Origin of the sequence: Paraburkholderia sp. WC7.3g (assembly GCF_050436345.1) — a bacterium.
GTDB classification, from domain to species: Bacteria; Pseudomonadota; Gammaproteobacteria; order Burkholderiales; family Burkholderiaceae; genus Paraburkholderia; species Paraburkholderia podalyriae.
The window spans coordinates 580,136-607,034 of record NZ_JBNDMA010000001.1; the positions used below are offsets into that span (position 1 = coordinate 580,136).

The following is a 26,899-nucleotide window of genomic DNA, read 5'->3' on the forward strand; positions in this document are numbered from 1 at the left end:
TTCCATGCATTGCGGCAATTGTTTCAAGGGAAAACACTGAGTCGCGGACAGCGGCGATGTCTGTTGATATATCACATACCATATTTTTCCGACCGTCAAGCGCGGTTTATCCCGCAGTGCGGCGATCGTCGCTTTTGTCTGCCACTCGCCGTCGCGGCTGCGATACGCCACATTTGCGTGCGGGCACGCAAAAAAGCCCGCGGTGCGTGCACACCGCGGGCTTTCCGAAAACGGCAAGGCAATCAGGCGTCTACGGCCCCCTCAATCGAGGAAATCGCAATTGGCTTCGACGAACGCCGCGAGATCGAGCGAATGCTGGCGCGTGAGCCGCTCGGCGAGTTCGGTATCGCGCTTTTCGAGCGCCTCGATGATGCGCAGATGATCGACGATCGAGCGCGCGGCCCGGTCGCTCTGCGAGATGGTCATGCGCCGGATCGCGCGCACGTGGATGAAGATGTTCTTGATCGTGTCGAGGATGATCTGCGACTTCGATAATTCGACGATCGCCTGATGAAACGCGATATTCGCGTCCGAATACTCGGCGATATGCTCGGCCGGCGTCGTATCGCGGAAATTGTCGAACATATGGCGCAAGCGGCCGATTTCCTCGTCGGTCGCGTGCAGCGTGGCGAGCCGCGCGGCCATGCTTTCGAGCGCCGCCCACATCTGGATCATCTCGACGATTTCGCGCTTGCTCTTGCGCACGATGTAGATGCCGCGCCGCGGCACCATGCGCAGGAAACCCTCCTGCTCCAGCAGCGTCATCGCCTCGCGCACCGGCGTGCGGCTCACGCCGAGCGATTCGCTGAGCACGCGCTCGTCGAGACGGATTTCGTCGCGACTCTGGTAGATATCCGCGTCGGCGATTGCCTGACGCAGCATCGCATACGCCTGATCGCGCAAGCTCACGCTCGCGCCAATAGGCTGCAACGACAGGGTCAACGGGGTGGCCACTGTTTCAGTTGGAAGTTCTGACGACATTCATCGCCTCTGCTTGAACACACGCGCGATTCGGCGCCGCTGCCTTGCCGCGCTGCTCGCTCAGACCCACGAAGCGGCCATGTTGCGATGCAAGCGCCGCGACCGATTCGGGAATCCAGTCGGTCAGCAGAACGGTGGCGGCACAACCCAACCCAACGACAGCAACGGCGAACAGCGCGAGAGGCACGAATTCCACGTGTAACTCCGGACGATTGAAAAATGGATTTCTCAATCATATGCTGCAATGCCGCATTTTTCCATAATTCTGTATGTAGTATATCAACGCCTGTTGTTTTAAGACTACTTTCACGGTAGCACGCCGCCGGCTCCGTGGGTTCGTCCATATCACCCGTCGCGATGAGGTGAGAAGTGCTCGGTGTAAACACGGAAAACGCGCGCTATGCGCGCATCCGCGTACGATGATCGCGCATTTTGCCGATCGCGCGGATTGTGAAATTCGCATCGTGTCATTAACCTTCCGGACATCCCGCTGCGGCTCGCTCGCGCCAAACGCCCTGCCGGCGCGGGCCGATCCGTTCGCGTACCCGCAAGACTGAGGAGACATGATGAGCACTACCCACCCGCAAGCCGCTGTGGCCACTCACCGCAATGCGCGCAGTCAGGCTCGCAAGGCCGCACTCGGCAGCTTTATCGGCGCCGTGGTCGACTGGTACGACTTCCTGCTGTACGGCATCGTCGCCGCGCTGGTGTTCAACGCCGAGTTCTTCCCCAACGTCGGCCCGGCGATGGGCACGCTCGCCGCGTTCGCGACCTTCGGCGTCGGCTTTCTATTCCGGCCGCTCGGCGGCTTCGTGTTCGGTCACTACGGCGACCGGCTCGGACGCAAGCGCATGCTTGTGCTCACGGTGATGATGATGGGTCTGTCGACGGCCGCGATCGGTCTGCTGCCGGCGTTTTCGACGATCGGCTGGTTGGCGCCGGTACTGCTCGTCACGCTGCGCGCGATCCAGGGCTTCGCGGTCGGCGGCGAATGGGGCGGCGCGGCGTTGATGGCCGTCGAAAGCGCGCCCGAGAAAAAGAAGGCCTTTTACAGCAGCGGCGTGCAGGTCGGCTACGGCGTCGGGCTCGTGCTGTCGACGGGACTCGTCGCGCTGATCAGCCGCTCGATGGACAACGCCGCGTTCCTCAACTGGGGCTGGCGTCTGCCGTTCCTGTTCAGCGTGGTGCTGGTGCTGATCGCGCTGTGGATCCGCTCGAGCATGGAGGAGTCGCAGGAGTTCGTCGAGAAAGTCGGCCAGCATGGCGAGCGCCGCGTGCGCCTGCCGATCGTCGAAGCGCTGCTGCGCCATCCGAAGGCCTTCCTGCTGATCATCGCGCTGCGGCTCGCCGAGCTGTTCACGATGTACATCGTGACCGCATTCGCGCTGAGCTACTCGACCACGAACCTGCACATGCCGCGCGAGTTTTTCCTGACGATCGGCTTCGTCGTCGGCGCGCTCAGCTGCGTGACGATTCCGTGCTTCGCGTGGCTCGCGGACCGCTTCGGTCGCCGTCGCATCTACATGATTGGCGCACTGGTCGGCGTGTTCAGCGCGGTGCCGTTCTTCGTCGCGCTCGAAGCGCGTTCGACCGTATGGATCGTCGTGTTCGCGGTGATGCTCGCCAACATCGCGCACGACATGGTCGTCAGCGTGCAGCAGCCGATGTTCACCGAGCTGTTCGGCACCGAGTACCGCTATAGCGGCGCGGGTGTCGGCTATCAGGTGGCGAGCGTGGTCGGCGGCGGCTTCACGCCCTTCATCGCGGTTGCGCTGGTCAGCTTCGCGGGCGGCTCGTGGCATCCGGTGGCCGCCTATCTGGCGATCGGCTGTCTGATTTCGGTACTCGTTGCAGCACGCATGAAGACCGGACGCAGCATCGATTGACACGTGCGCAATTCACCGTCGACACACGTCGGGCCGGCGCGGCGAAGAGTCCGCGCCGGCCCGTTGGCTTTTGCGCCGCATTTCTCCGCGCGGCTCGTTTTTTTGCTGGCTTGGCATAGCGCCTTGCGCTTTCATGTTCGCCCCAGCGTTTCCCCAGGATCGCACCTTATGACTGCGCACTTCATATTGCCGAGCCGTCATTCAGGTCCTATTGTCGAGCCAGGCGCGATATCCGGTGTGTGAACACGCGTCATATGAAATAAAAGTACATAGCATGACGAGACGGCCCGGGCGCGTTACACTGCGCCGCCTCATAAATATCCACGACGCGCCGTCGATAGAACGACGAGAAGGAGACCCACCTATGAGCAGTATCAGCGAACCGGGCGGCCAACGAGGCTCAGCCCCATTCTTTTCCAAACAGGCCACGATCGCACAGCCCGGCTTTTCGCGCTGGATGGTCCCGCCCGCCGCGCTCGCCGTGCATCTGTGCATCGGTCAGGCCTATGCGTTCTCGGTATTCAACGGACCGCTGACCAAAGTGATCGGCATCACGCAGTCCGCGCCCGATGACTGGTCGCTGACCGCGCTCGGCTGGATCTTTTCGCTTGCAATCGTGTTCCTCGGTTTATCGGCAGCCTTCGCGGGCAAGTGGCTCGAACACGTCGGTCCGCGCCGCACGATGTTCACGGCCGCGTGCTGTTTTGGCGGCGGCTTCCTCGTGTCCGCGCTCGGTGTGTATCTGCATCAGATCGTGCTGCTATACCTCGGCTACGGGGTGATCGGCGGCATCGGGCTGGGGCTCGGTTATGTGTCGCCGGTGTCGACGCTGATCCGCTGGTTTCCGGACCGCCGCGGCATGGCGACCGGCATGGCGATCATGGGCTTTGGCGGCGGCGCGATGATCGCCGCGCCGTTGTCGGTCGCGCTGATGAACCACTTTCATAGCGCGACTAGCGTGGGCGTCGCGGAGACTTTCGTCGTGCTCGGCATCGTCTACTTCATCGCGATGACGATCGGTGCACTCGCGATCCGCGTGCCGCCCGCCGACTGGAAGCCGGCCGGCTGGACGCCGCCCGCAGCAGCCCAGCACCGGCTGATCACGAGCAACCACGTGCATATCGATCAGGCGCTGAAGACGCCGCAGTTCTATCTGATCTGGCTGGTGCTGTTCCTGAACGTGACGGCTGGCATCGGCATTCTCGGCCAGGCCTCGGTGATGATCCAGGAGAGCTTCAAGAACACAGTGACGCCAGTGGCCGCGGCCGGCTTCGTCGGGCTGCTGTCGCTGTTCAACATGGGTGGGCGTTTCGTGTGGGCGTCGGCGTCGGACTGGGTCGGCCGCAAGAACACCTACTTCATCTTCTTCGTGCTCGGCGCGGTGCTCTACTACCTCGTGCCGAGCTTTGCCGCGAACGGACAGATCGCGCTGTTCGTGCTGACGTACTGCATCATCCTGTCGATGTACGGTGGCGGCTTCGCGACGGTGCCGGCCTATCTCGCCGACATGTTCGGCACGACGTTCGTCGGCGGCATTCATGGGCGTTTGTTGACGGCGTGGGCCGCCGCGGGCGTCGCGGGTCCGGTGCTCGTCAACTACATCCGCGCGTATGAAGTCGCGAACGGTGTCGCGAAAGCGGACGCGTACACGATGACCGTGCACATCATGGCCGTGCTGCTCGTGATCGGCTTTATCTGCAACCTGCTGGTCAAGCGCGTGGATGCGAAGCACCACATGACCGATGCACAAGTCGCCAAGGGCGCGTGAGGAGATCCGTATGTCGACCGTTCAAACCGTCCATCCGACCAACAAGGCGAAGCTCGCGGTGTTCTGGCTGTACGTGATGATTCCGCTTGCGTGGGGCGTGATCAATACGTTGACGCAGGCGATGAAGCTGTTCAAGTGATGCTCTGATGGCGTGCGCACTTCCGGCCTGGTTGACGGGCGGGGTGCGCTCAGGGTGCGAGCGGCGTGCCGCGCCGGCTAGCCACACCGCCCTTTCACTGCCCCAACCCACTGCGCGCGATCTGCTGCTCGACGAACTGCGCAAACAACGTATGCATATGCGTCGTCGGATGAAGATCATCGGCGAACATGTAGGTCTGATCCGCATTGGCAGTGACATAGGTCGCCGGCGAGCATAGCAGCGCGGTGTCATCGGGCGTTTTCCTGGCATCGCAGGCCTGGCCCGTATTCGACACGGCAAACCCGTTCGCCTGGAAGTTTCCGATGACCTGATTCGTCCAAGTGTACGAATCGACCTCGATCACTTTCGACTGCAACCCATCGGCTTGTAGCGCGGTATTCAATGTACCGTTGAAAAGCTGCGACAACTGCGTGAGGTTCGCGCCACCATCGGCCGAAGCGAGCCCCTTCGGCGACAGCCCGATATTCGGCAGATTGATCACCACCACATGCGCGCCGCCGTTCTGCACGATCTGCCCGACGAGCTGGGCGAGCGTCGTGGCCGCCGCCTGCACGATCGGCGCCGCGGCGGGCAGGTTGCCGGCGCGAAGCACATCGTTCGAGCCCGCCCACACGAGCACGAGCTGATTGGCGTTGAAGCTGCCGTGAGCGCTCAGATAGCTCGACAACTGCTGATTGACCGGCATTTCGATGTTGCCGATCACGTCGCTCAGGTATTCGTACTGGTTCGCCGGTGTCGCCACCGTCGAGCCGCCTTCCGCGTAACCGAGGCCGCTCTGCGCACTCAGTTTGTGCGTGAGATCGATCGTGAACGCCGCGCTGAGCGTATCGCCGTAGTACTGCGCGACGTCCTGAGCCCATACCTGACCGGGATTGGTCGTGAAACGCCCGCCGTTCACCGCGCTCGCGAGCGGTGCATAGGTCCCGACGTCCGACAGGCTGTCGCCGAACGACACCACCTGCAGCTTGACGCCGCCGGCCGGCCCGGCCGCCGTACTGCTGCCGCTACCGGTCCCGCCACCGCCGTTGCCGCCCCCGCCACAGGCCGAGAGCAATACGGTTGACATGGCAAAAACTACAGCGCATACCTTGTCACTTATTCCTCGCATTTGCTCCTCCTCGCCGGGCGGCGCCAGACGGTGTCGAGTGCCTCACGCGCGATCGGCGCCTGATCGGTACGCGACTCTTCGACCAGCATTGCCCATGCCCAGCAGGGAAATACCGACCGCTTAAAGCCTCTCGAACACCACCTGCTGCGCGCCGTCCCACAGCACCTTCGTGCCGAGCTCGCGCAACTTCTCCTTGCCTTCGACGATCGTCAGAAAATGATTGCCCGCGAGCTGCCCCAGCTTGCTCGCGAAGCAGCACGAGCCATACGCGAGGATGATCTCGGTCTCGCTATAGCCGCCCGGATAGAACAGGATGTCGCCGACCGACGGATGGCTCGTGTGATTCTCGAAGCCGACCGCGACGCCGTCGTTTTCGAGCTTGAACTCGCCGAGCGGCACCCAGCAGCCCTCGCCGCTCCAGCGCACGTGGATCAGCTTCTGCCGATACGGCAGCAGCTTCAGGAACGCGGCCACGGTGCGCGGCGCATCGGGATGGGTTTCGGCGATAAAGGTGTGGCCGCAGGCGGTCATTTTGAGTCGGGTCATCGCGGTTCTTCCGGTGTGTGAGGAGGTTCAAAGGCGATTCGATTCTGTCGTCCGATGCAAGGCTTCGACAGATACAGTTGCCCGTACTCCGGTCAGGCCAGTTAGACCGCGCCAGTCGCGGGCGGCCGGCCCAGCCGCCAGGGCTTGAGCGGCCAGCCATGCCAGCTTCCACGGCGCCGCCACGAAAGTTCGTAGTTTGCAAGCCGCGCAATGCAACGCACACTGCGCAAGTGCGTGATTCCGACTGGAAAAGCTCGCCGTCGCGGCGGGCGCAGGCAGGCTGCAGCCGGCATGCGTCCTAGCCGCGCAGTCGATAGGCGAGCGGCGTCACGCCATAGCCGCGCTTGAACCGCACCGAGAAATGACCGGCATTCTCGAAGCCCACTTCGAGCGCGATTTGCAGCACGGTTCGATCCGTCGCGCGCAGCAGCCTCGCCGCTTCGTCGAGCCGCAAGCGCGTGACGAACTGATGCGGCGTCTCCCCGGTTTCGCGGCGAAATACCCGAGCAAAATGAAAACTGCTTAGGCCGGCCTGCTCGGCCAGTTCGGCGATCGCCAGATCTTCGGCGAGATTGGCGCGGATGTAGTCGGTCACTCGCCGGATCCGGCGCGGCACCAGCCGTTCGGGTCGCGTCGCGCTGTCGCTTCGCGCGTCGTTGCCGCTCGAATAGTGCTGCAGCAGGTGCGCGGCGAGAGCGTGAACCAGCGTATCGACGTACAGACGCGAATCGGCCGGATCGCGGGCGGCGCGATGCAGCGCGGCAAGCATCGCGGCGATCAGCGGATCGTTGAAGCGCATCGCGTCGTCGAGCGACAGTTCGCGCGACGCGTCGAGGCCCATCTGTTGCGCGACGCTGTCGATCAAAGCGCGCTCGATGTGCACGTGCAACGTAGACAACGGCTCGTCGCTGATCGAATGCCAGCGCCACGAGATCGGCGTGGACGGCACGAACCACAGGTCGTTCACGCGCATCTCGGCGCTTTCCCAGCGTCCGCCGAGGTTGCGTTCGAGATGCTCGGCGCCGCTCGCGAGCGTCATCAGCGTAAAGTCGCGCAAACCGGGCGCTTCGAGCAGGTCTTGCCGCACCGGCTCGAGATACGAGCGCAGCACCAGATGCCGCCACTCGCGATCCACGCTCGACACGAGGCGCTGGCCGGCCATGTAGCGGTCGTAGGCGAGCGTCGTCGTGAGCTTGGGAATTCGTGCCATCAGATCCCTTCGAAGGAGGTGCCGTATGGAAGGAGAAGCGCCGCCGTACCCGTATTGCCGGTCCACTGTCAGCGCAAGATCACAAAAATGATAGCAAGGAACCGGCTACCGACATTTCACGAAATCGCTAATCATTGAGGTTGTCGTCTTTCACGCGTTTAGAACGCCGGAGCTACCGTTTCATGGAACATGAATGCGATACGCTGCCGCAATGGCTGACCGGCTCGCCGCAAGGCGAAGCCGGGCACGCGTCGGCAGCAAACCCGAGAGCGGCATCCGCCCAACCGGCTTACCCGGCCGGCGTGCGGCACGCCGCGAAATCAGCCCACGCGGCTGAAGCATCGAAGACGTCTCTGCGCGCCGCGAATGGTGCGACGCGCAGTGGCTTTCTGACTCTGTTCACCGAGGAGGAGATCGGCACGCCGTCGCCCGCGGCGTGCCGGGCCGCGCCGCTGATCAGTCCGCTGGGACGGTTCGGCAGCGCGCAGGACCGCATGGAGTTCGTGCGCCAGCGCATCAGGCAGTTGGGCTTCGACTCGTTCAGCTATACCGCCACGCGCACGTCGTCGCATCACAAGACGATGTTCGTGTTGACGAGCTACGAGTCGCAGGCGTGGCTCACGCGCTATTTCCGCGAACGCTATTTCGAACTCGACCCGCGTGTCTCGCTGGCGTCGCCGACCGGCATGCCGTTTCTGTGGAATACCGCGGATCTGCGCGCCGAGTTGCCGCGCGCGCAGTTGCGCAGCGAGCGGCTCGGCGCTCTGATCGATATGCTCGAAGCGACCGGCCGCAAGAGCGGCATTCTCACGCAGATGCCGCTGCCCGAGCCGGAGCTGAGCGCGAGCCTGTGCTTCAACTCGGAGATCGGCAACCCGCGCTGGATGACCGAATCGATCGTCGCGGAAACGCTGATGTTCGCGCACACGATTCACGAGTTCATCTGGACTCACGCGAAAAGCGTGATCGGCATCGCGCCCGCGCAGCAGCAGCGCGTCGCGCTGAGCAAGCTGCAGCATGCGGTGCTGAAGGCCGTCGTGCAGGGGCAACGTGACAAGGAAATCGCCTATTTCCTCGGGCTATCGCCGCATAACGTCGACTATCATCTGCGACGCTTGCGGCAGCTGTTCAACGTGCGCAACCGCGTGCAGCTGATCAATGTCGCGCAGGCGTATCTGTCGTAGTTGGCGTCGCCGAGTATCGATGAAGAGGGCGCGACAGCTTTTCGCTGTCGCGCCCTATGCTAATCGCGCGGTCTAATCAGCTTTTCAATCGATAGCCGGTCCTGAAGATCCAGCCGACGATCACGAGGAACACGGCGAGAAAAAGCAGTGTCATGCCGAGACTGAGGCCGACGTCGACGTCGCCCAGTTCATAGAAGCTCCAGCGAAAACCGCTGACCAGATAGACGATCGGATTGAACAGCGTGACGCCGTGCCAGAACGGCGGCAGCATGTCCACCGAGTAGAAGGCGCCGCCGAGGAACGTCAGCGGCGTGACGATCAGGAGCGGCACCAGTTGCAGCTTTTCGAAGCTGTCGGCCCAGATGCCGATGATGAAGCCGAGCAGACTGAACGTGACGGCCGTCAGCACGAGAAACAGCACCATCCAGAATGGATGCATGATCTGCAACGGCACGAACAACCCAGCGGTCGCCAGAATGATGAGCCCGAGCAGGATCGACTTGGTGGCCGCCGCGCCCACATAGCTGACGACGATCTCCAGATACGATACCGGCGCCGACAGCAGTTCGTAGATCGTGCCGGTGAAACGCGGAAAATAAATCCCGAACGATGCGTTCGCGATGCTTTGCGACAGCAGCGACAGCATGATCAGCCCCGGCACGATGAACGCGCCATAGCTGATACCCTCCACTTCCTTGATACGCGAGCCGATCGCCGAGCCGAACACGACGAAGTAAAGCGAAGTGGAAATCACCGGCGCGATGATGCTCTGCATCAGCGTGCGCCACGTGCGCGCCATTTCGAAGTTGTAGATCGCGCGCATTGCGTAGATGTTCATTGGTTTCCCCGCAGCAGGCTGACGAAAATGTCTTCGAGCGAACTCTGCGTGGTGTGCAGGTCCTTGAAGCGGATGCCGGTGTCGTCGAGCGATTTCAGCAGCGCGATGATGTCGGTGCGGCCGCCCTCGCCTTCATAGGTGTAGGTCAGTTCGTTGCCGCCGTTCACGACCGCGAGCCCGTAGCCGGCGAGCGAAGCCGGCAGCACGTCGAGTGGGCTCTCCAGTTGCAGCGTCAACTGCTTCTTGCCGAGCTTGCGCATCAGCTCGGTCTTCTCTTCGACCAGCATGATTTCGCCCGCATTGATCACGCCGATGCGCTCGGCCATCTCCTCGGCTTCGTCGATGTAATGCGTGGTCAGGATGATCGTCACGCCGCTCGCCGCGAGCGAGCGCACGAGCTTCCACATGTCGCGCCGCAACTCGACGTCGACGCCGGCGGTCGGTTCGTCGAGAAACAGCACGCGCGGCTCGTGCGACAGCGCCTTCGCGATCAGCACGCGCCGCTTCATGCCGCCCGACAGCGTGATGATCTTGTTGTCGCGCTTCTCCCATAGCGACAGGTCGCGCAGCACTTTCTCGATGTAAGCGGGGTTCTTCGGCTTGCCGAACAGGCCGCGGCTGAACGACACGGTGGCCCAGACGGTTTCGAACGCGTCGGTGGTCAGCTCCTGCGGCACGAGGCCGATCAGCGAGCGGGCCGCGCGGTAGTTGGCGCCGATGTCGTGGCCGTCCACCGTCACGCTGCCTTCGCTCGCGTTGACGATGCCGCAGACGATGCTGATCAGCGTGGTCTTGCCCGCGCCGTTCGGCCCGAGCAGCGCGAAGATCTCTCCACGGTTGATCGCCAGATTGATGTTCTTCAATGCCTGAAAACCGCCGGCATAGGTTTTCGACAGATTTGTGACCGAAACGATTGGCTGCATGGACTCGATGATGGCAGACACCGCTGTTAAATGATGGGAAACGGCGCGAACGGGCGCGCCGCATCCGCAATGTAATGGAAAGTGCGAAAGCGTGCAGCGCACGCAATGGCGCCGGGCGGCGATTTTACCTGGCGGCAATGGCGGCTGAGGTAACTATTGCTCTGCACATATGGGCTCAAGACGGGATTCAACGTTTGAGGCACACCCCTTGCGACATTCCGATCATGCGAGCGACCACGCGCTTGCGTGACATCAACCCTTTTCACGGAGGTAAATCATGAAACGCATGACCAGGACGATTTTTGCTTTCGCGCTCGTGATGGCCTTGTCGGGCGGCGGCGTCTACGCGCAGGCCGGTGGCGGCGCGGGTGCCGGTGCTGGCGGTAATGCCGGCGGCATGAGCGGCGATGGCGGGGGCCGGGGCGCCACCGGCGCCGGCGTCGGCGCCGGTGGCGGCACGACGGGCGGCGCGGGCGGCACGGCTACACCGGGCGTCGGCACCAACTCGGTCCGTACTCCGGACAACTCCGGCGCCGGCTACGGCTCGCCGGGTGTGACCGGCACAGGCGGCGGTATGGGCACCGGCACCGGCGCAACGCCGAATGGCGCGACGACCGATCGTTCGACGCGCGGCATGAGCAAAGGCATGAACAACGGCACCCGCAGCGGGACCGGCAACGGCATGAACAACGGCGCGATGGAGGACGGGCAGTAACGGCTGTTGAGCTTCGCCGGGCGACGCGGCATCAGGTTGCCGCGTCGCCGTTTTGATTGCGCGGTTCGCGCGTCCAAACAGGCGCTGCGACGACTCAAACCTTAAGGCTGCGCACAAACAAAGCTACTCGCCAGATTTACATTGCCTTTGCCGACATAGCGCGGGAAGCCGGGATAGCGGCACAGCGGCCGCGAGCGTCCATTCGTCGCCGCGGCGAGATCGGTGGCCGTCAACGTGTCGGGCGCGACGCCGCGCGTGACCCATGCGTCGAGCGCGCCGAGCAGATCGACCGATGGAATGAATACGCCGTTGCCATGCTGAAAACCCGGCACCATGTAGAGCCGCATGAAACCATCGACCTCGTCCTTTCCGAAGCGCGCGACCAGCGCGTCGTGATACGCGATCGTCTGATTCGGGCTGATCACTTCGTCGGCGAGACCTTGGAGTGTGATCAGCTTGCCGCCGTGCGCGATATAGCGTGACAGGTCCGGGTTCATCGAGCCGATCGCGCCCGACAGCGCGAATAGTTGCGCGCGATATTTGCCGGGCCGTTGCGGATCGAACGTCAACGAATCGAAGTGAACATCGCGCGCGACGAAGTAGCGCAGATAGCCGTCGCCTTGCGCGAACAGATAGCCGTTCGCATAGAAGGTCGGCACCGGTTGACGCCGCGGTTCATGCGCGAGCCCGAGCGCGCCCGTCAGTTGCGTGCCCTGGAACACGTTGTAGCCGCGATAGCCGCTCACGTCCCACGCGAGCCGATAGGGCAGCGATAGCCCGTCACGCATCACCAGCAAGGTGGCCAGTTGCGCATCGGTCAGACACGCATCGGGCGATGAAGCGTGCAGCGCGCAACGCAGCGAATCGATGATTTGCGATTCGTGCGCACGACACGCTTCGACGTCGCTGACGATGCCGTCCGCCGTGCCATCGAGCCGGTCGCACACCTCGAGCGTTCGTTGATAGACGCGCTCGAGCAGCGCCGGCGGCACGAAGCCGCCCGGCTTGCCGTATTCGGCCTGGCCGAGCTTCACGCCGATCAGTCGCACGCCGGAAAAATTCAGCGCGGGTAAATTGGCGATCACGCCGTCGTAGTCGTCGGGGAAGCGCTGCATCACCGTGTAGCCTTCGCGGCCGCCCGTCGAGCCGCCGGCAAAATACATGCGCTGCGGCGGCCTGCCGTACGCGCGCGCGATCAAGGCGAGCGCGACGTCGTGCGTCTTCTTCAGATGCGCGTAGCCGAAGTTCGTCACCGCCTCATCGACGAGACCAAACTCCGCGAGCGACGAATCGCCGACATGCCCCGAGTCGTCGCCGAACGTCGCATAGCCTCGCGCGAGCGGCGCGCGATCCGGCCAGAACGGCATCACGCCGGTGCCGCTGACGATCACGCCGTTGTACCCGCCGCCGCCGATCTGCAACGCTCGGCCGTTCCAGCGACGCGGCAGATTCAGATCGAAGCGGATGTCGGGCGTCGTCGGATTCAGTGCCTTGATGCGGCCCGTGATGCGGCAGTACTCGCCCCCTTGCTGATTGCCCGGCGCGGTCGCGCCGATCATCGCCGCGCTTTCGATCAACGCGCCGGCCGTCGGCATCTCGATCAGGTCGGGCGACAGCACCGCGCCAGCAATCTCCGCGCAGTGCATCGCAAACGACGTTTCTTTGGCCACCGCGGCCGTGCGATGCATCGCCAGCCACGCGAGCACGGCGACGCTCATCACGGTGGCGAGCCCAACGAACCTGCGCGTCGCGCGCATCGTGGTCGTGATGCGCGCGACGCGCTCGCGCCGCGTCATCCGTAACCCGCGCCATTCGCCTGCGCGCCCGATTGTTGCCCCCTCCGCCCGCTCCAGCCGCGTGCGATCATCAGCAGCGCGCCGATCGCGGCGAGGTCGCCGCCGAGCCCGAGCAGCACCCCGCGAAACCCGTGAAACGTGTGCGGAGTCGCCGTGTCGATGATCAGTGACACCAGCGTGCCGGTCACAAAGCATACGAGCCCGGCGCGCCCGACCGTCACCACGGCGGGCAACCGCCTTGCGAGCCACGCGATGCTGCCCCTCCGCACGAACCGGGCGGCGAGCCACGCGATGACGATGAAATTGATCACACGTTCCACGGAAAGATTCTGTTTGTGCGTGCCGGGCAAAGACTGCGTCAGCACGAAAAGTTTGACGATCGCGAACGCAAGCACCGCGATCACCGCGACGCGCGTGAACCACTGCGCGGCGTGGCTCGTATGAAAACACTCGCGCATCGGCCGCACGCGGCACACCATGCCGAGCACGAACATCAGTTGCCACGCAAACGGATTAAAAGCCCAGCCGGCAACATCGTCAATGCTGAATAACGCGGCGAGCGGCCGCGCGCCGGCCCACACCGTGAGGCTGACGGCGAGCGCGAGCGATGCCGAGCGGCGCGCGAGCGGCACCATCACGGGCACACCTAGCGCAAACAGCACGTACATCGGCAGCAACGCTGGACAGATACGGTTGCCGGCGAAACAACGCGATATCGAATGCGTCCCGCCACGGCTGCGATGCGAACGGCAGCCAGCCGCTCATTTCTACCATGGGCCGATTCAGATCGAGCCGCGCGAGAATCGCGCCGGACACCAGCGACAGCATCGCCGTCAACAAATACGCGCGATAAATCTCCCAGCAGCGTTTGACGAAGCGCAGTTTCGCCGCGTTTTCGCCGCGATGCGCAAGCACCGCCGTATACGCCGCCGCCGATGCATAGCCGCCGAGAAACACGAACACCTCGGCCGCATCGCACAACGCGTACGCGTGCAGCATCAGGTGCGATAGCGTGCTGCCGGGAATGTGATCGAGCACGATGACGATCAGCACGACACCGCGAAAGAAATCGACTTCGACGGATCGTCCACGACCACGGCTTGGGGTTTCCATTCGTCTTCTCGAAGAATGCGCGCCGACGGCACGCAAGGACGTCAATGGACACGCATCAGCGGCCCAATCTCGTGTGAACCACAACAGACCGGATCGTTCCCATGCCTTCGCAACGGCAATCTGAAATCGAAACGTTGGCGACTGGTAAGACTCCGTGCTTGTTTAACGATCGCGCGGAAAGTTTTGCGGCTTTTCATGCACGACACAGGGACGCCCGTACTGATGGACGCACGCGAGGCTCGAAAATAAATCATCGAGCACACGCTGCGATTTTTTTCGCTTTTTTTCCCCGTACGATGTTTTCGTGCTTTTCCGCCGCTTTGCGAATAGAGGTTTATGAAAAACAGAATTGCCGGATTCGATGGATTGCGCGCGATCGCCGTGATGATGGTGTTTCTGCAACATCGACTGTTCGGCGACATCGGCGAGATCGGGCATCTCGGCGTATGGATCTTCTTTGCGCTGAGCGGCTTTTTGATCATCGGCATCCTGTCGTCGCAGCGCGCCCGCATCGAATCGGGCGACAGCCGCTTCGGCGCCGAACTCGGGCGCTTTCTGTTTCGTCGCACGATGCGCATCTTTCCGATCTATTACCTGATGCTCGTCGTGATGTGCGTGCTGATGGCATTCGGCCTCGCGAATCCGGAACTCGCGAGCGGCATGCCGTTTCACTTCGTGTATCTGTCGAACTTCTGGATCGGCTCGGTGCTGCGCTACTGGCCGGGCCGCTATTCGCACTTGTGGAGCCTCGCGATCGAGGAGCAGTTCTATCTGGTGGTTGCGCCGCTGTTACTGCTGCTCGCGACGCGGCGACATCGAGCGGCATGTTGGGCGATCGTGGCGCTCGGCCTCGCTGCGTTGTTCGCGATGCGTGCCGCGCATTGGGACGAGATCACCCTCTATACGCACCCGTTGAGCAATGTCTGGTTGCTCGCGTTAGGCGGCGTCGGTGGTGGGATCATCTCGGACGATCGCGGCCGCGTGCGTGCCTGGCTCGGTCATGGCCTGACGCTGTTCACGCTGAGTCTCGTCGTGATCGGTTTATGCGCGGCGGAGCCGAGATGGAACATGCTCGACGATCCGTTGCTGTTTACCGCGATCAGTGCAACGTACGGAATCGGTATCGCGGCGCTGGTGACGTCGATCGCGTGTTGCCGCAATGCAGCCGTGATGGGCCTACTGCAGACACGTTGGCTCGCCGGTCTCGGGCGTATCAGTTACGGCTTTTATCTGTATCACAACCTGATCCCCGATCCGACGCATAACCGTCATGCCGAAGCGTTCTTTGGGGGCACCGTGCCGACGTGGGCACATGCGCTTGGTATCGTCGTGTCCTTTGCGATTTCGCTTGGCATTGCATTGCTGTCGTGGCGGTTGATCGAGGCACCGATTCTGCGGGCGAAGGCGCGAGGCGAATCGGCATTGAAAGCGGCGGAGAACGTGGCTTCCGAGGTCGCCTGAAAAGTCCCAGTGTTCCGTCAAGCCGCCGCGGGCTCGTGCACGATCTCCAGCGTGCTCTTGTGCTCGGCGATGAGCCGATAGACCGTTTCCCCCGGCACGGTCTCGTGCTCGAGCAACTGATCTGAAACGTCGCGCAGTACCGGCTGGTACGCGTGCAGTAACCCGTAGCAAAGTTCGTTGAGTTCCTTGAGCAGCACGTTCGCCTGCTCGATCGCGCTCCTCATTTGCAGGCCCGCGTACTGCGACGGCAGCGCCGCGAGACTGAACAGGTCACCGTCGCTGTTGAAACCGAACTTCGACACCATGTCGAGGCTGATACGTGAGGCCTCCTGCAAGTCCGACGCTGCGCCGCTCGATGCTTCGGAAAACATCAGAATCTCCGCGTTGCGTCCGCCGAGCAGCACCTGGATTTCGTTACGGATTTCCGTTTCGCGGTACAGGTGCTTGTCCTGCGCCTTCGTAATCAGCGCGACGCCCAGCGCGCCGCCACGCGGCAGGATCGTCACTTCCTCGAGCACGCCAGTACCGAGCAGCGCGGCGACCAGACCGTGCCCCGCCTCATGCACCGCGATGCGCTTGCGCTCGTCCTCGGTGAGCGCGCGCTCGGCGCCGCTCACGTCGCCGATGCGCGCGATCTTGATCGCTTCCATGAAGTGCTTCGCGGCGATTTCGTTATCGCCCGCCTTGCGCGCGATCAGTCCCGCCTGATTCACGACCATCGCGACGGTGGCCGGCGACAGTCCAGTCGTCAAACGCGCGAGCTGGTCGTAGTCGATATCCGCCGCTTTCGACTTGAGCCGCTGCGCGTAGAAACGGAAAATCCTGGCGCGGTCTTCGCGATCCGGCAGACGCACCTGCACCGTACGATCGAAACGGCCGGGGCGGCGCAATGCTTCGTCGAGATTGTCGGGATGGTTGGTCGCGGCCACGACGATCACGCCCTCGTTCGATTCGAAACCGTCCATCTCCGCGAGCAGCTGGTTGATGATCCGGTTGCTTTCGGCTTCGACCGGACCGCCGCCGGTGTCGGTGCGCTTCGCGAGACCGTCCGCTTCGTCGATGAAGATCACCGTCGGCGCGTTCTTGCGCGCGAGTTCGAACAGGTGCCGCACCTTCTGGATACCGACGCCGTAGTATTTCGCGCTGAAATAGCTGCCGGTGATCGAAATGAAGTTCGCCCCGCATTCGCCGGCCAGCGCCTGCGCGAGCCGGGTCTTGCCGACGCCGGGCGCGCCGACCATCAGGATGCCGCACGGCGCGCGCACGCCCAGCGACGAGAACTGCTTTGGATCGGACAGGTAACCGCGAATGTCGGCGAGCGCAGCCTTCGCTTCATTCGCGCCGATCACATCGTCGAAACGCAGCGTCGGCGTTTCGCTGAGCAGCTTCGCGCCGCCCTTCATCTCGCGCCTCATGAACCACGCCATGCCGCCGATCAGCGCGAGCGGCAGCAGCACGCTCAACGCGTCGCGCAACTGCCCGAACAGCAGAGTCCAACGCGCGCCGTCGCTGCGAATGTCGACGTCGGGCAGCCACACGAGCTGATACGCGGCGGCATCGGAGCGCTCGCCCAGCAGCAGCGCGTGCGAGAAGGTCGCGTTGTGATCGGTGACGAAGTACTTCGAACCGTCGCGCAGCGACACGAGAATCGCGTTGGGACTCACGCCGACCGCCGCGACGTTCGCTGCGTGAATGTCGCGCAGCATCGTCGAGGCGTCTTTCTCTTCGTGCGTCCACGCGGATGCATCGTGACGCATCTGGCTCGCGACGCCGCTCAGCGCGGACGTCTGCGGCTCGGCGCGATGCTGGAAATACCACACGCCCCAACCGACCAGCACCGCGATCAGCGCCGCCACAGCCGCCACCGCGATTTTGCGTGCGCGTCCTTTCACAAGCGATTTATTTCCCGGCTTCATGAGTCATTTCCAAAATGCGGGCTTGAACAAGCCCTTACTTAATCAAGCTGTCTGTCAAAAATACGTGTCGAAATCGGAAGTGGAGTCTGCGGAAAAATCGGCTGAGGCGAAGCGCCACATGGACGTGGCGTTGAGGACAATCCAGAAGGACGACAACACGTGCGTCCTGGTGATCCGCGTTGGCCGAAGGCAGTATACGGTAGGTACGCGTCTGTCGAATTCGCGGAAAAGGCCTACTCGTACCGCTATCCGGCCGTCGACACGCCGGAAGGGTAACGCGGCGAACGCGCGAAAGGCGTCGCCGCATTGGCTCCGGCGCACAGTTTATCAGCGTAAAAAGCAGTGCGTATTTTTAAATGTCTATATCTAACCGCACCCCAATTAAAATCAGTCAAAGTTACTGAGACAACGGCGAAATGCGGACCGCATAATGATCTGAAAATAGCCCGCCATTGAGTCAGGATGTCCGTGTCGTGGTTCCGATTCAGCGCGATGCCGTCGATCGCGCCGCTCGGGTTGGGCACCCATTTGAGGAGATTCGACTATGCAGCAGGCTGAAACCGCTTCGTTCGCGGCGTCGCTCGACACGGGTCTCAGCGGTGCAACGCGCGTGTATTTCATCGTCGGCGATCCGATTCCGCAGGTGCGCTCGCCGTCGGGCGTGACCGCCGCGTTGCGCGCGGCCGGCCGCGATGCGCTGGTGGTGCCCGCGCACGTCGCGCCCGCCGATCTGCCCGCGTTCTTCGCGGGCATCACGCCGATGCGCAACGTCGACGGCGCGATCATCACGGTGCCGCACAAATTCAGCGCCGCGAGCTATTGCGCGACGCTCGCCGAAGAAGCCGCGTTCCTCGGCGCGGTCAACACGCTGCGCCGCAACGCTGAAGGCGGCTGGCACGGCGGCATGTTCGACGGCACCGGCTTCGTCGCCGCGCTCGTCGCCGCGGGCTGCGAGCTACAGGGCAAACGCGCGCTGCTGGTCGGCGCGGGCTCGGCGATCGGCCATGCGCTGATTCTGCGCGGGGTCGGCTCGCTCGACGTGCGCGACAACGACGTGGCACGCACCGGCTCGCTGACCGCGCGGCTCAATGCGCTCGGCCGTGGCGCGGCGCGCGGCACGGGTACTGAACTCGGCTTGACGACATACGACGTGGTCGTCAACGCGTCACCGCTCGGCATGCGCGCGGGCGATCCGTTGCCGATCGATGTCGCTCGCTTGCCCGCCACGACTTTCGTCGGCGACGTCGTCACGAAACCGCCGCTCACGCCGCTGATCGAAGCGGCACGCGCGCGCGGCTGCCGTACCGTGACGGGCGCGCAAATGTTCGATCGCGTGTGCGAACGGATGGTGGAGTTTTTGCTGGAGCCGCCGGCGTCAGCGTAACGGCGCAAAAGAAGCCGGTGCGCGCTGCTACACTGCCGCGAAATGACCCGCATCAAATGCGGCGCGACGTTGCGCCGCGTTCAGATCGCCTTTTGCGCGCCAACCCATGCTTCGATTCGACAACCTCAGCAAGCGCTACAGCGACCGCGTCCTGTTCGAAGGACTGCATTTCGACGTGACGTCCGGATGCGTCGCGTTAAACGATGAATCCGGCAGCGGCAAGTCGACGTTGCTCGGCATCCTCGCCGGCGCGCTGGAAGCCGATACCGGCGACGTATGGCTCGGCGGCCATTCGCTGCGCGCCGCGCCGCATGCCGCGCAAGCACTGCTCACGTACGTGCCGGAAGACAGCATGAGCTGGCCCGAGCAAAGCGGCCGCGATTATCTGCGCGCGGTCGCGGCGGCGCGACACACCGCGCTCAGCGACGACGTGCTCGCGCTCGCCGAACGCTTCGGCCTCGCGCCGCATCTGGACAAACGCTTCGAGCAGATGTCGTATGGCAGCCGCAAAAAAATGTTTCTGACGGCTGCCGCGCTCGGCGAGACCCGCGTGCTGATCGCCGACGAACCGGCCGGCGGACTCGACGCGTCCGCGCGCGCGGTGCTCGCCGAGATGTTCAGAACGCTCGGCGCAACGCGCACGGTGTTTTTCACGAGTTACGACGAAGGGTTCACGCAGGCCTGCGAGGCGACCAGTGTCTGTTTCGCGGACCTTGCGAGGCGCGCCTGACCTGAAGCCGTCGCGCGCGCCATGCGAGGCGCACCGCGAATGTTCGGTGCTCAGATCGCCACGCTGATCTTGCCGAAATGCGCACCCGATGCCTCGTGCCGGAACGCATCGGCGAGTTTGTCCAGTTCGAACGTGCTGTCGATCACCGGCTTGATGCCGGTCGTCTCCAGCGCGCGCACCATATCGATCTGATCCTGCCGGCTGCCGACGATCAAGCCTTGCAGGCGCTGCTGCCGCGCCATCAGATGCGCGGTCGGCACCGGACCCTCGCGGCCGGTCAGCACGCCGATCAGCGCGATATGTCCGCCGATGCGGCATGCGGTGATCGACTGCGGCAGCGTGCCGGGCCCCCCCACCTCGATCACGTGATCGACGCCGCGCCCATTCGTCAGGTGACGCACCTGTTTGCCCCACTCGGGATTGTCACGATAGTTGATCGCATGATCGGCACCGAGTTCGCGCAGCTTCGCGAGCTTCGCATTCGACGACGACGTCGCGATCACCGACGCCCCCATCGCCTTGGCCATCTGCAAGCCGAAGATCGACACGCCGCCGGTGCCCAGCACGAGCACGCTGCTGCCCGCCTTCAACTGACCATCGACGACCAGCGCGCGCCACGCGGTCAACCCCGCCGTGGTCAGCGTCGCCGCTTCGGCGTGGCTGTAGCCGGCCGGCGCCTGCGTGAAGTAGTGGCTCGGCAGCACGACGACTTCGCGCGCATAACCGTCGATGCCGTCGCCGGGGGTGGTCGCAAAATCGCCGATCGCCGGCGAACCGTTTTCCCAGTGCGGGAAGAAGCACGACACCACGTGATCGCCGGCCTTGAAATCGCGCACGCCTGCGCCGACTGCTTCGACGACGCCCGCGCCATCGGCCATCGGAATGCGGCCCGCTTCGGCCGGCAGATTGCCGCAGACGACGCCGTAGTCGTGGTAGTTCAACGAACTCGCGCGAATGCGCACGCGAATCTGCCCAGCCTCGGGCTGACCAGGATCGGCGAGATCGACGACCTGCAGGCTATCGACGGTGGCGGGCGAACCAATTCTGACGGCTTTCATGTTTTCGTTCCTTGACGAGTGGCGCGCAAGCGCGAGTACCGCGCTACCTGACGGTCTGGATGACTTCGAAGCCTTCGAATTCCGGATGGCCGAGATACAGCACGCGGTTTTCGTTGCCGGCGCTGCGATGCGCGGCGCGAAACGCGTCGGACTTCGTCCATGCCTCGAACGACGCAAGGTCGCGCCAGATCGTATGGCTCGAATAGAGCACGTGATCGTCCTTGCGCGGTCCCTTCAGCAAATGGAATTCGACGAAGCCCGGCACCTCTTTCAGATGGGTGTCGCGCGTGGTCCACAGATGTTCGAAGGCGTCCTCGGAGCCGGGCGCCACTTTGAAGCGGTTCATCGCGATGTACATGCTGTCAGCCTCGTTGCGGTTGCATTTGATTATAGGCGGGCATTTCTTTGCCTTCACTTGACCTTACCACGGTAGAAAGCTCCACGATGTGCGACGTGCCCGCTAGAATCGCGCGGATCACTTCGCCACCCTCTTCATCAATGGAAAACCAATATGAAAAACCTTCGTGCGCTGCGCGCTCTCTGTGTGTCTGGCGGTCTGGCATTCGCGGCGGCGGCTTTGCCCGCTCACGCGCAACAACAGGGCATGCCCGGCATGGACATGCCGGATTCGGCGCATGCGGACGCGGGCGGATCGACACGAGCCTTCAAGGCGGCCGACGAGCGCATGATGCATGACATGAACGCCCCGGAATACACCGGCGACGCCGACAGGGATTTCGTCGCGCACATGATCCCGCATCATCAGGGTGCGATCGACATGGCGCAGGCGGAATTGAAATACGGCAAAGACCCGGAGATCAAGCGGCTCGCGCGCAATATCGTCAAGGCGCAGCGCGAGGAAATCGCGTTCATGCAGCGCTGGCAAAAAGAGCACGGCGGCAACTAACGCACCGCGAGCCTCACCAGCGTGGCTGCTTGCGCAACAGCGGCGTCATTGCGATCAGACCGATGATCGGCCCTGGCAGCAGCAGCCACGCGACGCGCTCATCGAGCGCATGAAATACGCTCGTCGACCACAGGATCGAGCACGCGGACAGGAAAAAGCCGAAGCTGTTCTGCAGCGTCAACGCGCCGCCGATCTTGTCGGCCGGACACGCCTTGACGGACAGCGCCGAAAACTGCGGCGAATCGGCGATCACGCTGATACCCCACACGAGAAGCAGTGCAAGCTGCGCGGCGGTGCCGAGCGCGCTGGTCAGCGGATAAATCGCGCACAGCGTGCCCGAGATCGTCAACGCGAGGGCGGCGGTACGCGCGCTGCCGACCGATTTGCTGAGCCTGCCGCCGAACAGGCAGCCGAGCGCACCGATCGCGATGATCAGGAACGACCACAACGCGACCGTGCCCGGCGCCGCCGGCGCGCCGCTCGCGAACGCGCGCTGCACGAGTAGCGGCGTCAGCGTCCAGAACGCGTACAACTCCCACATGTGACCGAAATAACCGAGCGCGGCCGCGCGAAACTCGCTGATGCGCACGACCTGCCCAACGCCCGCCGACAAACCGAAACGACGGTTGCCCGAGCGCCGCGCGTGCGGTCCCTCCCCGAGCGCGAGCACCAGCAGCGCGCCGATCACCGCGAGCACCGACGAAGTGAGCACCACGGTTTGCCACGGCACGCTCGACAGCAGCGCGCGAATCGCATGCACCGACGCCGTGCCGAGCGTCAGCATCGCGACCAGCAACGCGAGCGTCTGCGCGGCGCGGCGCGGGTCCCACGTGACGAGCAGCTTCATTCCGAGCGGGTAGATGCCCGCGAGCGCGACGCCCACGCCGAAGCGAAACACGAGCGCCGACGCGAGCCCGCTGCTGCACAGCGCGAACAGCGCATTCAAGGTTGCGCCGAGCACGCCGCAGACCGCGAACACTTTGCTCGCCGACACGCGATCCGCGAGTCCGGTGGTCGCCGACAGCAAGGTCCCGACGATAAAGCCGGCCTGCACCGCATTCGTCAGCCAGCCGAGATCCGACGCGCTCAGTTGCCAGGCGACCTGCAGATCGCGCATCGCGCCGTTTGCGCTGAACCACAACGACGTACCGAGCAATTGCGCAATTGCGATCACGAGCACCGCGCGTTTCGCGCGCGCGAGCTCGCGCGCCCCGTCGCCGGAATTCGTTGCGTCGGCGTCCAGCCCGTTCTGCATCGTGCCTCCTGCGCGTGGGTTTCGAGTCGGCCGCCAGTAGTGGTTATGGGGACAGCGCCTCAGCCCTGCTGCGGCACCCTGATCCACCCCTCCATCAACACGCGCGCGCTTCGGCTCATCATCGCCTTCGTGACGACCCACTCGCCGTCCTTCAGACTCGCCTGCGCGCCGACGCGCAACGTGCCCGACGGATGCCCGAAGCGCACCGACTCCCGCTCGCCGCCGCCCGCCGCCTGATTGACGAGCGTGCCGGCGATCGCCGCCGCGGTGCCGATCGCGACCGCGGCCGTGCCCATCATCGCGTGATGCAGCTTGCCCATCGACATCGCGCGCACCAGCAGATCGACGTCGCCCGCGCGCACCGGCTTGCCGCTCGACGCCACGTAATCGACCGGCTTCGCGACGAACGCGACCTTCGGCGTGTGCTGCCGCGTCGCGATCTCGTCGAGATGTTTGATGAGCCCCATGCGCAGCGCGCCGTGGGCGCGAATCGACTCGAACATCGCGAGCGCCTTCGCGTCGCCATTGATCGCGTCCTGCAACTCGGTACCCTTGTAGCCGACCGCTTCAGCGTCGACGAAGATCGTCGGGATACCCGCGTTGATCATCGTTGCCTTCAACGTGCCGACGCCGGGCACTTCAAGGTCGTCGACGAGGTTGCCGGTCGGGAACATCGCGCCGCCCGCGCCTTCTTCGTCGGCAGCCGGGGCCATGAATTCGAGCGGCACTTCGGCGGCCGGAAAGGTCACGCCGTCCAGTTCGAAGTCGCCGGATTCCTGCACCGCGCCATCGGTCATCGGCACGTGCGCGATGATCGACTTGCCGATATTGGCCTGCCAGATGCGCACGATCGCGACGCCGTCGCGCGGCACGCGGCTCGCATCGATCAGGCCCGTGCCGATCGCGAACGGTCCCACCGCCGCCGACAGATTGCCGCAATTGCCGCTCCAGTCGACGAACGCGTTATCGATCGACACCTGCCCGAACAGATAGTCGACGTCGTGATCTGGCCGGCTGCTGCGCGAAACGATCACGGTCTTGCTGGTGCTCGACGTCGCGCCGCCCATGCCGTCGATCTGCTTGCCGTACGGATCGGGACTGCCGATCACGCGCATCAGCAGCGCGTCGCGCGCGGCGCCCGGTCGTTGCGCGGCCTCGGGCAGATCCTGCAGACGGAAAAACACGCCCTTGCTGGTGCCGCCGCGCATATAGGTGGCCGGAATCTTGATCTGGGGAAGTTGGGCCATGAAAGTGTCCTGAGGTGACGTGTTCCTTGATGAAGGGCGATGCGGCGCGTCGAGCCGCATCGCCCTGCCTTGTTCAGGCCGCTGCCTTGGTCGATTCGAGAAAGTCCTGTGCGAAACGCTGCAGCACGCCGCCGGCTTCGTAGATCGACACTTCTTCGGCCGTATCGAGCCGGCAGGTCACCGGCACCTCGACCCGCTCGCCATTGCGGCGATGAATCACCAGCGTCAGATCGGCGCGCGGCTTGCGCCCGCCGATCACGTCGAACGTCTCGGTGCCGTCGATGCCGAGCGTCAGACGATTCACGCCGGGCTTGAATTCGAGCGGCAACACGCCCATGCCGACGAGGTTCGTGCGGTGAATCCGCTCGAAGCCTTCCGCGACGATCGCTTCGGTGCCCGCCAGCCGCACGCCCTTCGCGGCCCAGTCGCGCGACGAACCCTGGCCATAGTCGGCGCCCGCGATCACGATCAGCGGCTGCTTGCGCTGCATATACGTTTCGATTGCTTCCCACATGCGCGTGACCTTGCCCTCGGGCTCGATGCGGGCGAGCGAACCGGCCTTCACCTGGCCGTTTTCGAGCACCATCTCGTTCTTCAGCGTCGGGTTCGCGAAGGTCGCACGCTGCGCGGTCAAGTGATCGCCGCGGTGCGTCGCATACGAGTTGAAGTCTTCTTCGGGCAGACCCATTTTCGTCAGGTATTCGCCAGCCGCGCTGTCGGGCAGAATCGCGTTCGACGGCGACAGGTGGTCCGTCGTGATGTTGTCGCCGAGCACGGCCAACGCGCGCATGCCCTTCAGCGTGCGCGCGCCGGCGAGCGCGCCTTCCCAGTACGGCGGACGGCGAATATAAGTGCTTTGCTCGCGCCAGTCGTACAGCGGGTCGGCTTGCGCGCCAGTGTCGACGGAGACCGCGAACATCGGTTCATACACCTTGCGAAACTGCTCCGGCTTCACACTCGCCGCGACGATCGCATCGATCTCCGCATCCGACGGCCACAGGTCTTTCAGGGTGACCGCATGACCGTGCGCATCGACGCCGAGCACGTCCTTCTCGATGTCGAAGCGGATCGTGCCCGCAATCGCATAGGCGACCACGAGCGGCGGCGAGGCGAGAAACGCCTGCTTCGCGTACGGATGGATCCGGCCGTCGAAGTTGCGGTTGCCCGACAGCACGGCGGTCGCATACAGATCGCGCTCGATCACTTCTTTCTGGATCACCGGGTCCAACGCGCCGGACATGCCGTTGCACGACGTGCACGCATACGCGACCACGCCGAAGCCGAGCCGTTCGAGTTCGGGCAGCAGCCCCGCCTCTTCAAGATACAGCGTGACCGCTTTCGAGCCAGGCGCAAGTGAGCTCTTGACCCACGGCTTACGCACGAGTCCGCGCCGGTTCGCGTTGCGCGCCACCAGGCCCGCCGCGATCATGTTGCGCGGATTGTTCGTGTTGGTGCAGCTCGTGATCGCGGCGATGATCACCGCGCCGTCCGGCATCAGACCCGGCTCGTTGTCGACCTTGCCGCTGACACCGCGCGCGGCCAGTTCCGACACCGGCAAGCGGCGATGCGGATTCGACGGTCCCGCGAGCGTGCGCACCACGCTCGACAGATCGAACTCGAGCACGCGCTCGTATTCGGCATGCTTCAGCGTATCGGCCCACAAGCCGGTTTGCTTCGCATAGGTTTCGACCAGTGTGACGAGTTCGTCGTCGCGGCCGGTCAGCTTCAGATAGCGGATGGTCTGCTCGTCGATGTAGAACATCGCGGCAGTCGCGCCGAACTCCGGCGCCATGTTCGCGATCGTCGCGCGATCGCCCAAGGTCAGGTTCGCCGCGCCTTCGCCGTAAAACTCGAGGTACGCGCCGACCACCTTCTGGTTGCGCAAAAACTCGGTCAACGACAGAACCACGTCGGTCGCGGTGATGCCCTCGCCCGGCTTGCCGCTCAGCTTCACGCCGACGATATCGGGCAACCGCATGTACGACGCGCGGCCGAGCATCACGCTCTCAGCTTCGAGGCCGCCGACACCGACCGCGATCACGCCGAGCGCGTCGACCATCGGCGTATGCGAGTCGGTGCCGACTAGCGTATCGGGAAACGCGACGCCGTCCTTCACCTGCACGACCGGGCTCATGCGTTCGAGGTTGATCTGATGCAGGATGCCATTGCCCGGCGGAATCACGTCGACGTTGCGAAACGCGCGCTTGGTCCAGTTGATGAAATCGAAGCGGTCTTCGTTGCGGCGATCTTCGATCGCGCGATTCTTCGCGAACGCGTCCGGATCGAAACCGCCGCATTCAACGGCCAGCGAGTGATCGACGACGAGCTGCGTCGGCACCACCGGATTCACGAGCGCCGGATCGCCGCCTTGCGCGGCGATCGCATCGCGCAGACCCGCCAGATCGACGAGCGCGGTCTGGCCGAGAATGTCGTGACACACGACGCGCGCCGGGAACCACGGAAAATCGAGCTCGCGTTTGCGCTCGATGATCTGTTTCAGCGAAGCGGTCAGCGTTACCGGGTCGCAGCGGCGCACCAGGTTTTCGGCGAGCACGCGCGACGTGTACGGCAGCTTGTCGTAGGCGCCGGGCTCGATCGCATCGACCGCGGCACGCGTATCGAAGAAGTCGAGCTCGGTGCCCGGAAGGCGTTTGCGGTTGGCAGTATTCATGACGTAGGGACAGGACGGTTATCGGCCGCCGGACGGTATGCC

At 63.9% G+C, this 26,899-nt stretch carries 23 protein-coding genes and 1 pseudogene; 9 read left to right on the forward strand and 15 right to left on the reverse strand.

All coding sequences use genetic code 11. The features are described 5' to 3' along the window. Positions 1–261: 261 nt before the first annotated feature. Positions 262–981, reverse strand: coding sequence for a GntR family transcriptional regulator (locus tag OKW43_RS02755; RefSeq protein WP_187637018.1), 720 nt, complete (start codon positions 979–981; stop codon positions 262–264). After that, positions 959–1,177 (reverse strand): hypothetical protein, encoded by a 219-nt coding sequence (locus OKW43_RS02760; protein WP_187637017.1) that lies wholly within the window; start codon positions 1,175–1,177, stop codon positions 959–961. Before OKW43_RS02760 ends, OKW43_RS02755 begins: the two co-directional genes overlap by 23 nt. A 370-nt stretch (positions 1,178–1,547) precedes the next feature. On the opposite strand from OKW43_RS02760, the gene shiA reads away from it, so the two are divergent. The 3 genes from shiA to OKW43_RS02775 all read left to right on the forward strand — a co-directional run bounded on the left by shiA (position 1,548) and on the right by OKW43_RS02775 (position 4,774). After that, positions 1,548–2,867, forward strand: coding sequence for a shikimate transporter (gene shiA / locus OKW43_RS02765; protein ID WP_187637016.1), 1,320 nt, complete (start codon positions 1,548–1,550; stop codon positions 2,865–2,867). A 364-nt stretch (positions 2,868–3,231) separates the two neighbouring features. Beyond that, the gene (locus OKW43_RS02770; protein ID WP_429445090.1) at positions 3,232–4,635 is read left to right on the forward strand and encodes an L-lactate MFS transporter; all 1,404 of its coding nucleotides are present in this window, start codon (positions 3,232–3,234) and stop codon (positions 4,633–4,635) included. 10 nt (positions 4,636–4,645) lie between these two features. After that, on the forward strand, positions 4,646–4,774 hold the full coding sequence (locus tag OKW43_RS02775; RefSeq protein ID WP_187637014.1) for an MFS transporter small subunit: 129 nt from the start codon (positions 4,646–4,648) through the stop codon (positions 4,772–4,774). Between the two features lie 94 nt (positions 4,775–4,868). On the opposite strand, the gene OKW43_RS02780 is transcribed toward OKW43_RS02775, so the two are convergent. The 3 genes from OKW43_RS02780 to OKW43_RS02790 all read right to left on the reverse strand — a co-directional run bounded on the left by OKW43_RS02780 (position 4,869) and on the right by OKW43_RS02790 (position 7,659). Beyond that, complete coding sequence (locus OKW43_RS02780) at positions 4,869–5,903, reverse strand: SGNH/GDSL hydrolase family protein (RefSeq protein WP_429445092.1); 1,035 nt, start codon at positions 5,901–5,903, stop codon at positions 4,869–4,871. 120 nt (positions 5,904–6,023) lie between these two features. Beyond that, the gene (locus OKW43_RS02785) at positions 6,024–6,449 is read right to left on the reverse strand and encodes a DUF3830 family protein (protein WP_187637012.1); all 426 of its coding nucleotides are present in this window, start codon (positions 6,447–6,449) and stop codon (positions 6,024–6,026) included. A gap of 298 nt (positions 6,450–6,747) precedes the next feature. Then, entirely contained in the window at positions 6,748–7,659 is a 912-nt protein-coding gene (locus OKW43_RS02790) for a helix-turn-helix domain-containing protein (RefSeq protein ID WP_429445095.1), read from the reverse strand. A gap of 182 nt (positions 7,660–7,841) precedes the next feature. Between OKW43_RS02790 and OKW43_RS02795 the strand changes: the two genes are divergently transcribed. After that, positions 7,842–8,843: a helix-turn-helix transcriptional regulator gene (locus OKW43_RS02795; RefSeq protein WP_187637010.1), complete on the forward strand. Its 1,002-nt coding sequence runs from the start codon at positions 7,842–7,844 to the stop codon at positions 8,841–8,843. Positions 8,844–8,919: 76 nt separating this feature from the next. Here the strand turns inward: OKW43_RS02795 and OKW43_RS02800 are convergent, their stop codons facing one another. Together OKW43_RS02800 and OKW43_RS02805 are read right to left on the reverse strand one after the other, a co-directional pair. Beyond that, a complete protein-coding gene (locus OKW43_RS02800) occupies positions 8,920–9,681 on the reverse strand; it encodes an ABC transporter permease (RefSeq protein WP_187637009.1) in 762 nt (253 codons plus the stop codon). Next, positions 9,678–10,604 carry an ABC transporter ATP-binding protein gene (locus OKW43_RS02805; RefSeq protein ID WP_429445097.1) on the reverse strand — a complete coding sequence of 309 codons (927 nt, stop codon included), beginning with the start codon at positions 10,602–10,604 and terminating at the stop codon, positions 9,678–9,680. The genes OKW43_RS02800 and OKW43_RS02805 overlap by 4 nt, the downstream gene beginning before the upstream one ends. A gap of 277 nt (positions 10,605–10,881) precedes the next feature. Here OKW43_RS02805 and OKW43_RS02810 point away from each other — a divergent pair, with 277 nt between their 5' ends. After that, positions 10,882–11,319, forward strand: a complete 438-nt coding sequence (locus OKW43_RS02810; protein ID WP_429445099.1) for a hypothetical protein — start codon at positions 10,882–10,884, stop codon at positions 11,317–11,319. Between the two features lie 101 nt (positions 11,320–11,420). On the opposite strand, the gene OKW43_RS02815 is transcribed toward OKW43_RS02810, so the two are convergent. Then, complete coding sequence (locus OKW43_RS02815) at positions 11,421–13,076, reverse strand: tannase/feruloyl esterase family alpha/beta hydrolase (protein WP_429447306.1); 1,656 nt, start codon at positions 13,074–13,076, stop codon at positions 11,421–11,423. A gap of 35 nt (positions 13,077–13,111) precedes the next feature. Beyond that, positions 13,112–14,228: pseudogene (locus OKW43_RS02820) on the reverse strand (OpgC domain-containing protein). Between the two features lie 336 nt (positions 14,229–14,564). On the opposite strand from OKW43_RS02820, the gene OKW43_RS02825 reads away from it, so the two are divergent. After that, positions 14,565–15,689 carry an acyltransferase family protein gene (locus tag OKW43_RS02825; protein ID WP_187637005.1) on the forward strand — a complete coding sequence of 375 codons (1,125 nt, stop codon included), beginning with the start codon at positions 14,565–14,567 and terminating at the stop codon, positions 15,687–15,689. A gap of 17 nt (positions 15,690–15,706) precedes the next feature. On the opposite strand, the gene OKW43_RS02830 is transcribed toward OKW43_RS02825, so the two are convergent. Next, on the reverse strand, positions 15,707–17,605 hold the full coding sequence (locus tag OKW43_RS02830; RefSeq protein ID WP_187637004.1) for an ATP-dependent metallopeptidase FtsH/Yme1/Tma family protein: 1,899 nt from the start codon (positions 17,603–17,605) through the stop codon (positions 15,707–15,709). Between the two features lie 544 nt (positions 17,606–18,149). Here OKW43_RS02830 and OKW43_RS02835 point away from each other — a divergent pair. Then, on the forward strand, positions 18,150–18,989 hold the full coding sequence (locus OKW43_RS02835) for a shikimate dehydrogenase family protein (protein WP_429445102.1): 840 nt from the start codon (positions 18,150–18,152) through the stop codon (positions 18,987–18,989). A gap of 106 nt (positions 18,990–19,095) precedes the next feature. After that, entirely contained in the window at positions 19,096–19,719 is a 624-nt protein-coding gene (locus OKW43_RS02840) for an ABC transporter ATP-binding protein (RefSeq protein WP_429445104.1), read from the forward strand. A gap of 50 nt (positions 19,720–19,769) precedes the next feature. Here OKW43_RS02840 and OKW43_RS02845 read toward each other — a convergent pair whose 3' ends face one another. Continuing rightward, the gene (locus OKW43_RS02845; protein ID WP_429445106.1) at positions 19,770–20,777 is read right to left on the reverse strand and encodes a zinc-dependent alcohol dehydrogenase family protein; all 1,008 of its coding nucleotides are present in this window, start codon (positions 20,775–20,777) and stop codon (positions 19,770–19,772) included. A gap of 43 nt (positions 20,778–20,820) precedes the next feature. Continuing rightward, entirely contained in the window at positions 20,821–21,135 is a 315-nt protein-coding gene (locus OKW43_RS02850; protein ID WP_187637000.1) for an antibiotic biosynthesis monooxygenase family protein, read from the reverse strand. 153 nt (positions 21,136–21,288) lie between these two features. Here OKW43_RS02850 and copM point away from each other — a divergent pair, with 153 nt between their 5' ends. After that, positions 21,289–21,684: a CopM family metallochaperone gene (gene copM, locus OKW43_RS02855; RefSeq protein WP_187636999.1), complete on the forward strand. Its 396-nt coding sequence runs from the start codon at positions 21,289–21,291 to the stop codon at positions 21,682–21,684. A 13-nt stretch (positions 21,685–21,697) separates the two neighbouring features. On the opposite strand, the gene OKW43_RS02860 is transcribed toward copM, so the two are convergent. The 3 genes from OKW43_RS02860 to acnD form a co-directional block, all read right to left on the reverse strand. Next, entirely contained in the window at positions 21,698–22,939 is a 1,242-nt protein-coding gene (locus tag OKW43_RS02860) for an MFS transporter (protein ID WP_187636998.1), read from the reverse strand. A gap of 59 nt (positions 22,940–22,998) precedes the next feature. Then, a complete protein-coding gene (gene prpF / locus OKW43_RS02865) occupies positions 22,999–24,186 on the reverse strand; it encodes a 2-methylaconitate cis-trans isomerase PrpF (protein ID WP_187636997.1) in 1,188 nt (395 codons plus the stop codon). 73 nt (positions 24,187–24,259) lie between these two features. Then, positions 24,260–26,857 carry a Fe/S-dependent 2-methylisocitrate dehydratase AcnD gene (acnD, locus tag OKW43_RS02870; protein ID WP_429445110.1) on the reverse strand — a complete coding sequence of 866 codons (2,598 nt, stop codon included), beginning with the start codon at positions 26,855–26,857 and terminating at the stop codon, positions 24,260–24,262. Between the last annotated feature and the right edge of the window lie 42 nt (positions 26,858–26,899).

Coding starts and splice junctions, on each gene's coding strand:
- OKW43_RS02755 (WP_187637018.1), bottom strand. CDS start 981: ATGTCGTCAGAACTTCCAACTGAAACAGTGGCCACCCCGTTGACCCTG.
- shiA (WP_187637016.1), top strand. CDS start 1,548: ATGAGCACTACCCACCCGCAAGCCGCTGTGGCCACTCACCGCAATGCG.
- OKW43_RS02770 (WP_429445090.1), top strand. CDS start 3,232: ATGAGCAGTATCAGCGAACCGGGCGGCCAACGAGGCTCAGCCCCATTC.
- OKW43_RS02775 (WP_187637014.1), top strand. CDS start 4,646: ATGTCGACCGTTCAAACCGTCCATCCGACCAACAAGGCGAAGCTCGCG.
- OKW43_RS02780 (WP_429445092.1), bottom strand. CDS start 5,903: ATGCGAGGAATAAGTGACAAGGTATGCGCTGTAGTTTTTGCCATGTCA.
- OKW43_RS02785 (WP_187637012.1), bottom strand. CDS start 6,449: ATGACCCGACTCAAAATGACCGCCTGCGGCCACACCTTTATCGCCGAA.
- OKW43_RS02790 (WP_429445095.1), bottom strand. CDS start 7,659: ATGGCACGAATTCCCAAGCTCACGACGACGCTCGCCTACGACCGCTAC.
- OKW43_RS02795 (WP_187637010.1), top strand. CDS start 7,842: ATGGAACATGAATGCGATACGCTGCCGCAATGGCTGACCGGCTCGCCG.
- OKW43_RS02800 (WP_187637009.1), bottom strand. CDS start 9,681: ATGAACATCTACGCAATGCGCGCGATCTACAACTTCGAAATGGCGCGC.
- OKW43_RS02805 (WP_429445097.1), bottom strand. CDS start 10,604: ATGCAGCCAATCGTTTCGGTCACAAATCTGTCGAAAACCTATGCCGGC.
- OKW43_RS02810 (WP_429445099.1), top strand. CDS start 10,882: ATGAAACGCATGACCAGGACGATTTTTGCTTTCGCGCTCGTGATGGCC.
- OKW43_RS02815 (WP_429447306.1), bottom strand. CDS start 13,076: ATGCGCGCGACGCGCAGGTTCGTTGGGCTCGCCACCGTGATGAGCGTC.
- OKW43_RS02825 (WP_187637005.1), top strand. CDS start 14,565: ATGAAAAACAGAATTGCCGGATTCGATGGATTGCGCGCGATCGCCGTG.
- OKW43_RS02830 (WP_187637004.1), bottom strand. CDS start 17,605: ATGAAGCCGGGAAATAAATCGCTTGTGAAAGGACGCGCACGCAAAATC.
- OKW43_RS02835 (WP_429445102.1), top strand. CDS start 18,150: ATGCAGCAGGCTGAAACCGCTTCGTTCGCGGCGTCGCTCGACACGGGT.
- OKW43_RS02840 (WP_429445104.1), top strand. CDS start 19,096: ATGCTTCGATTCGACAACCTCAGCAAGCGCTACAGCGACCGCGTCCTG.
- OKW43_RS02845 (WP_429445106.1), bottom strand. CDS start 20,777: ATGAAAGCCGTCAGAATTGGTTCGCCCGCCACCGTCGATAGCCTGCAG.
- OKW43_RS02850 (WP_187637000.1), bottom strand. CDS start 21,135: ATGTACATCGCGATGAACCGCTTCAAAGTGGCGCCCGGCTCCGAGGAC.
- copM (WP_187636999.1), top strand. CDS start 21,289: ATGAAAAACCTTCGTGCGCTGCGCGCTCTCTGTGTGTCTGGCGGTCTG.
- OKW43_RS02860 (WP_187636998.1), bottom strand. CDS start 22,939: ATGCAGAACGGGCTGGACGCCGACGCAACGAATTCCGGCGACGGGGCG.
- prpF (WP_187636997.1), bottom strand. CDS start 24,186: ATGGCCCAACTTCCCCAGATCAAGATTCCGGCCACCTATATGCGCGGC.
- acnD (WP_429445110.1), bottom strand. CDS start 26,857: ATGAATACTGCCAACCGCAAACGCCTTCCGGGCACCGAGCTCGACTTC.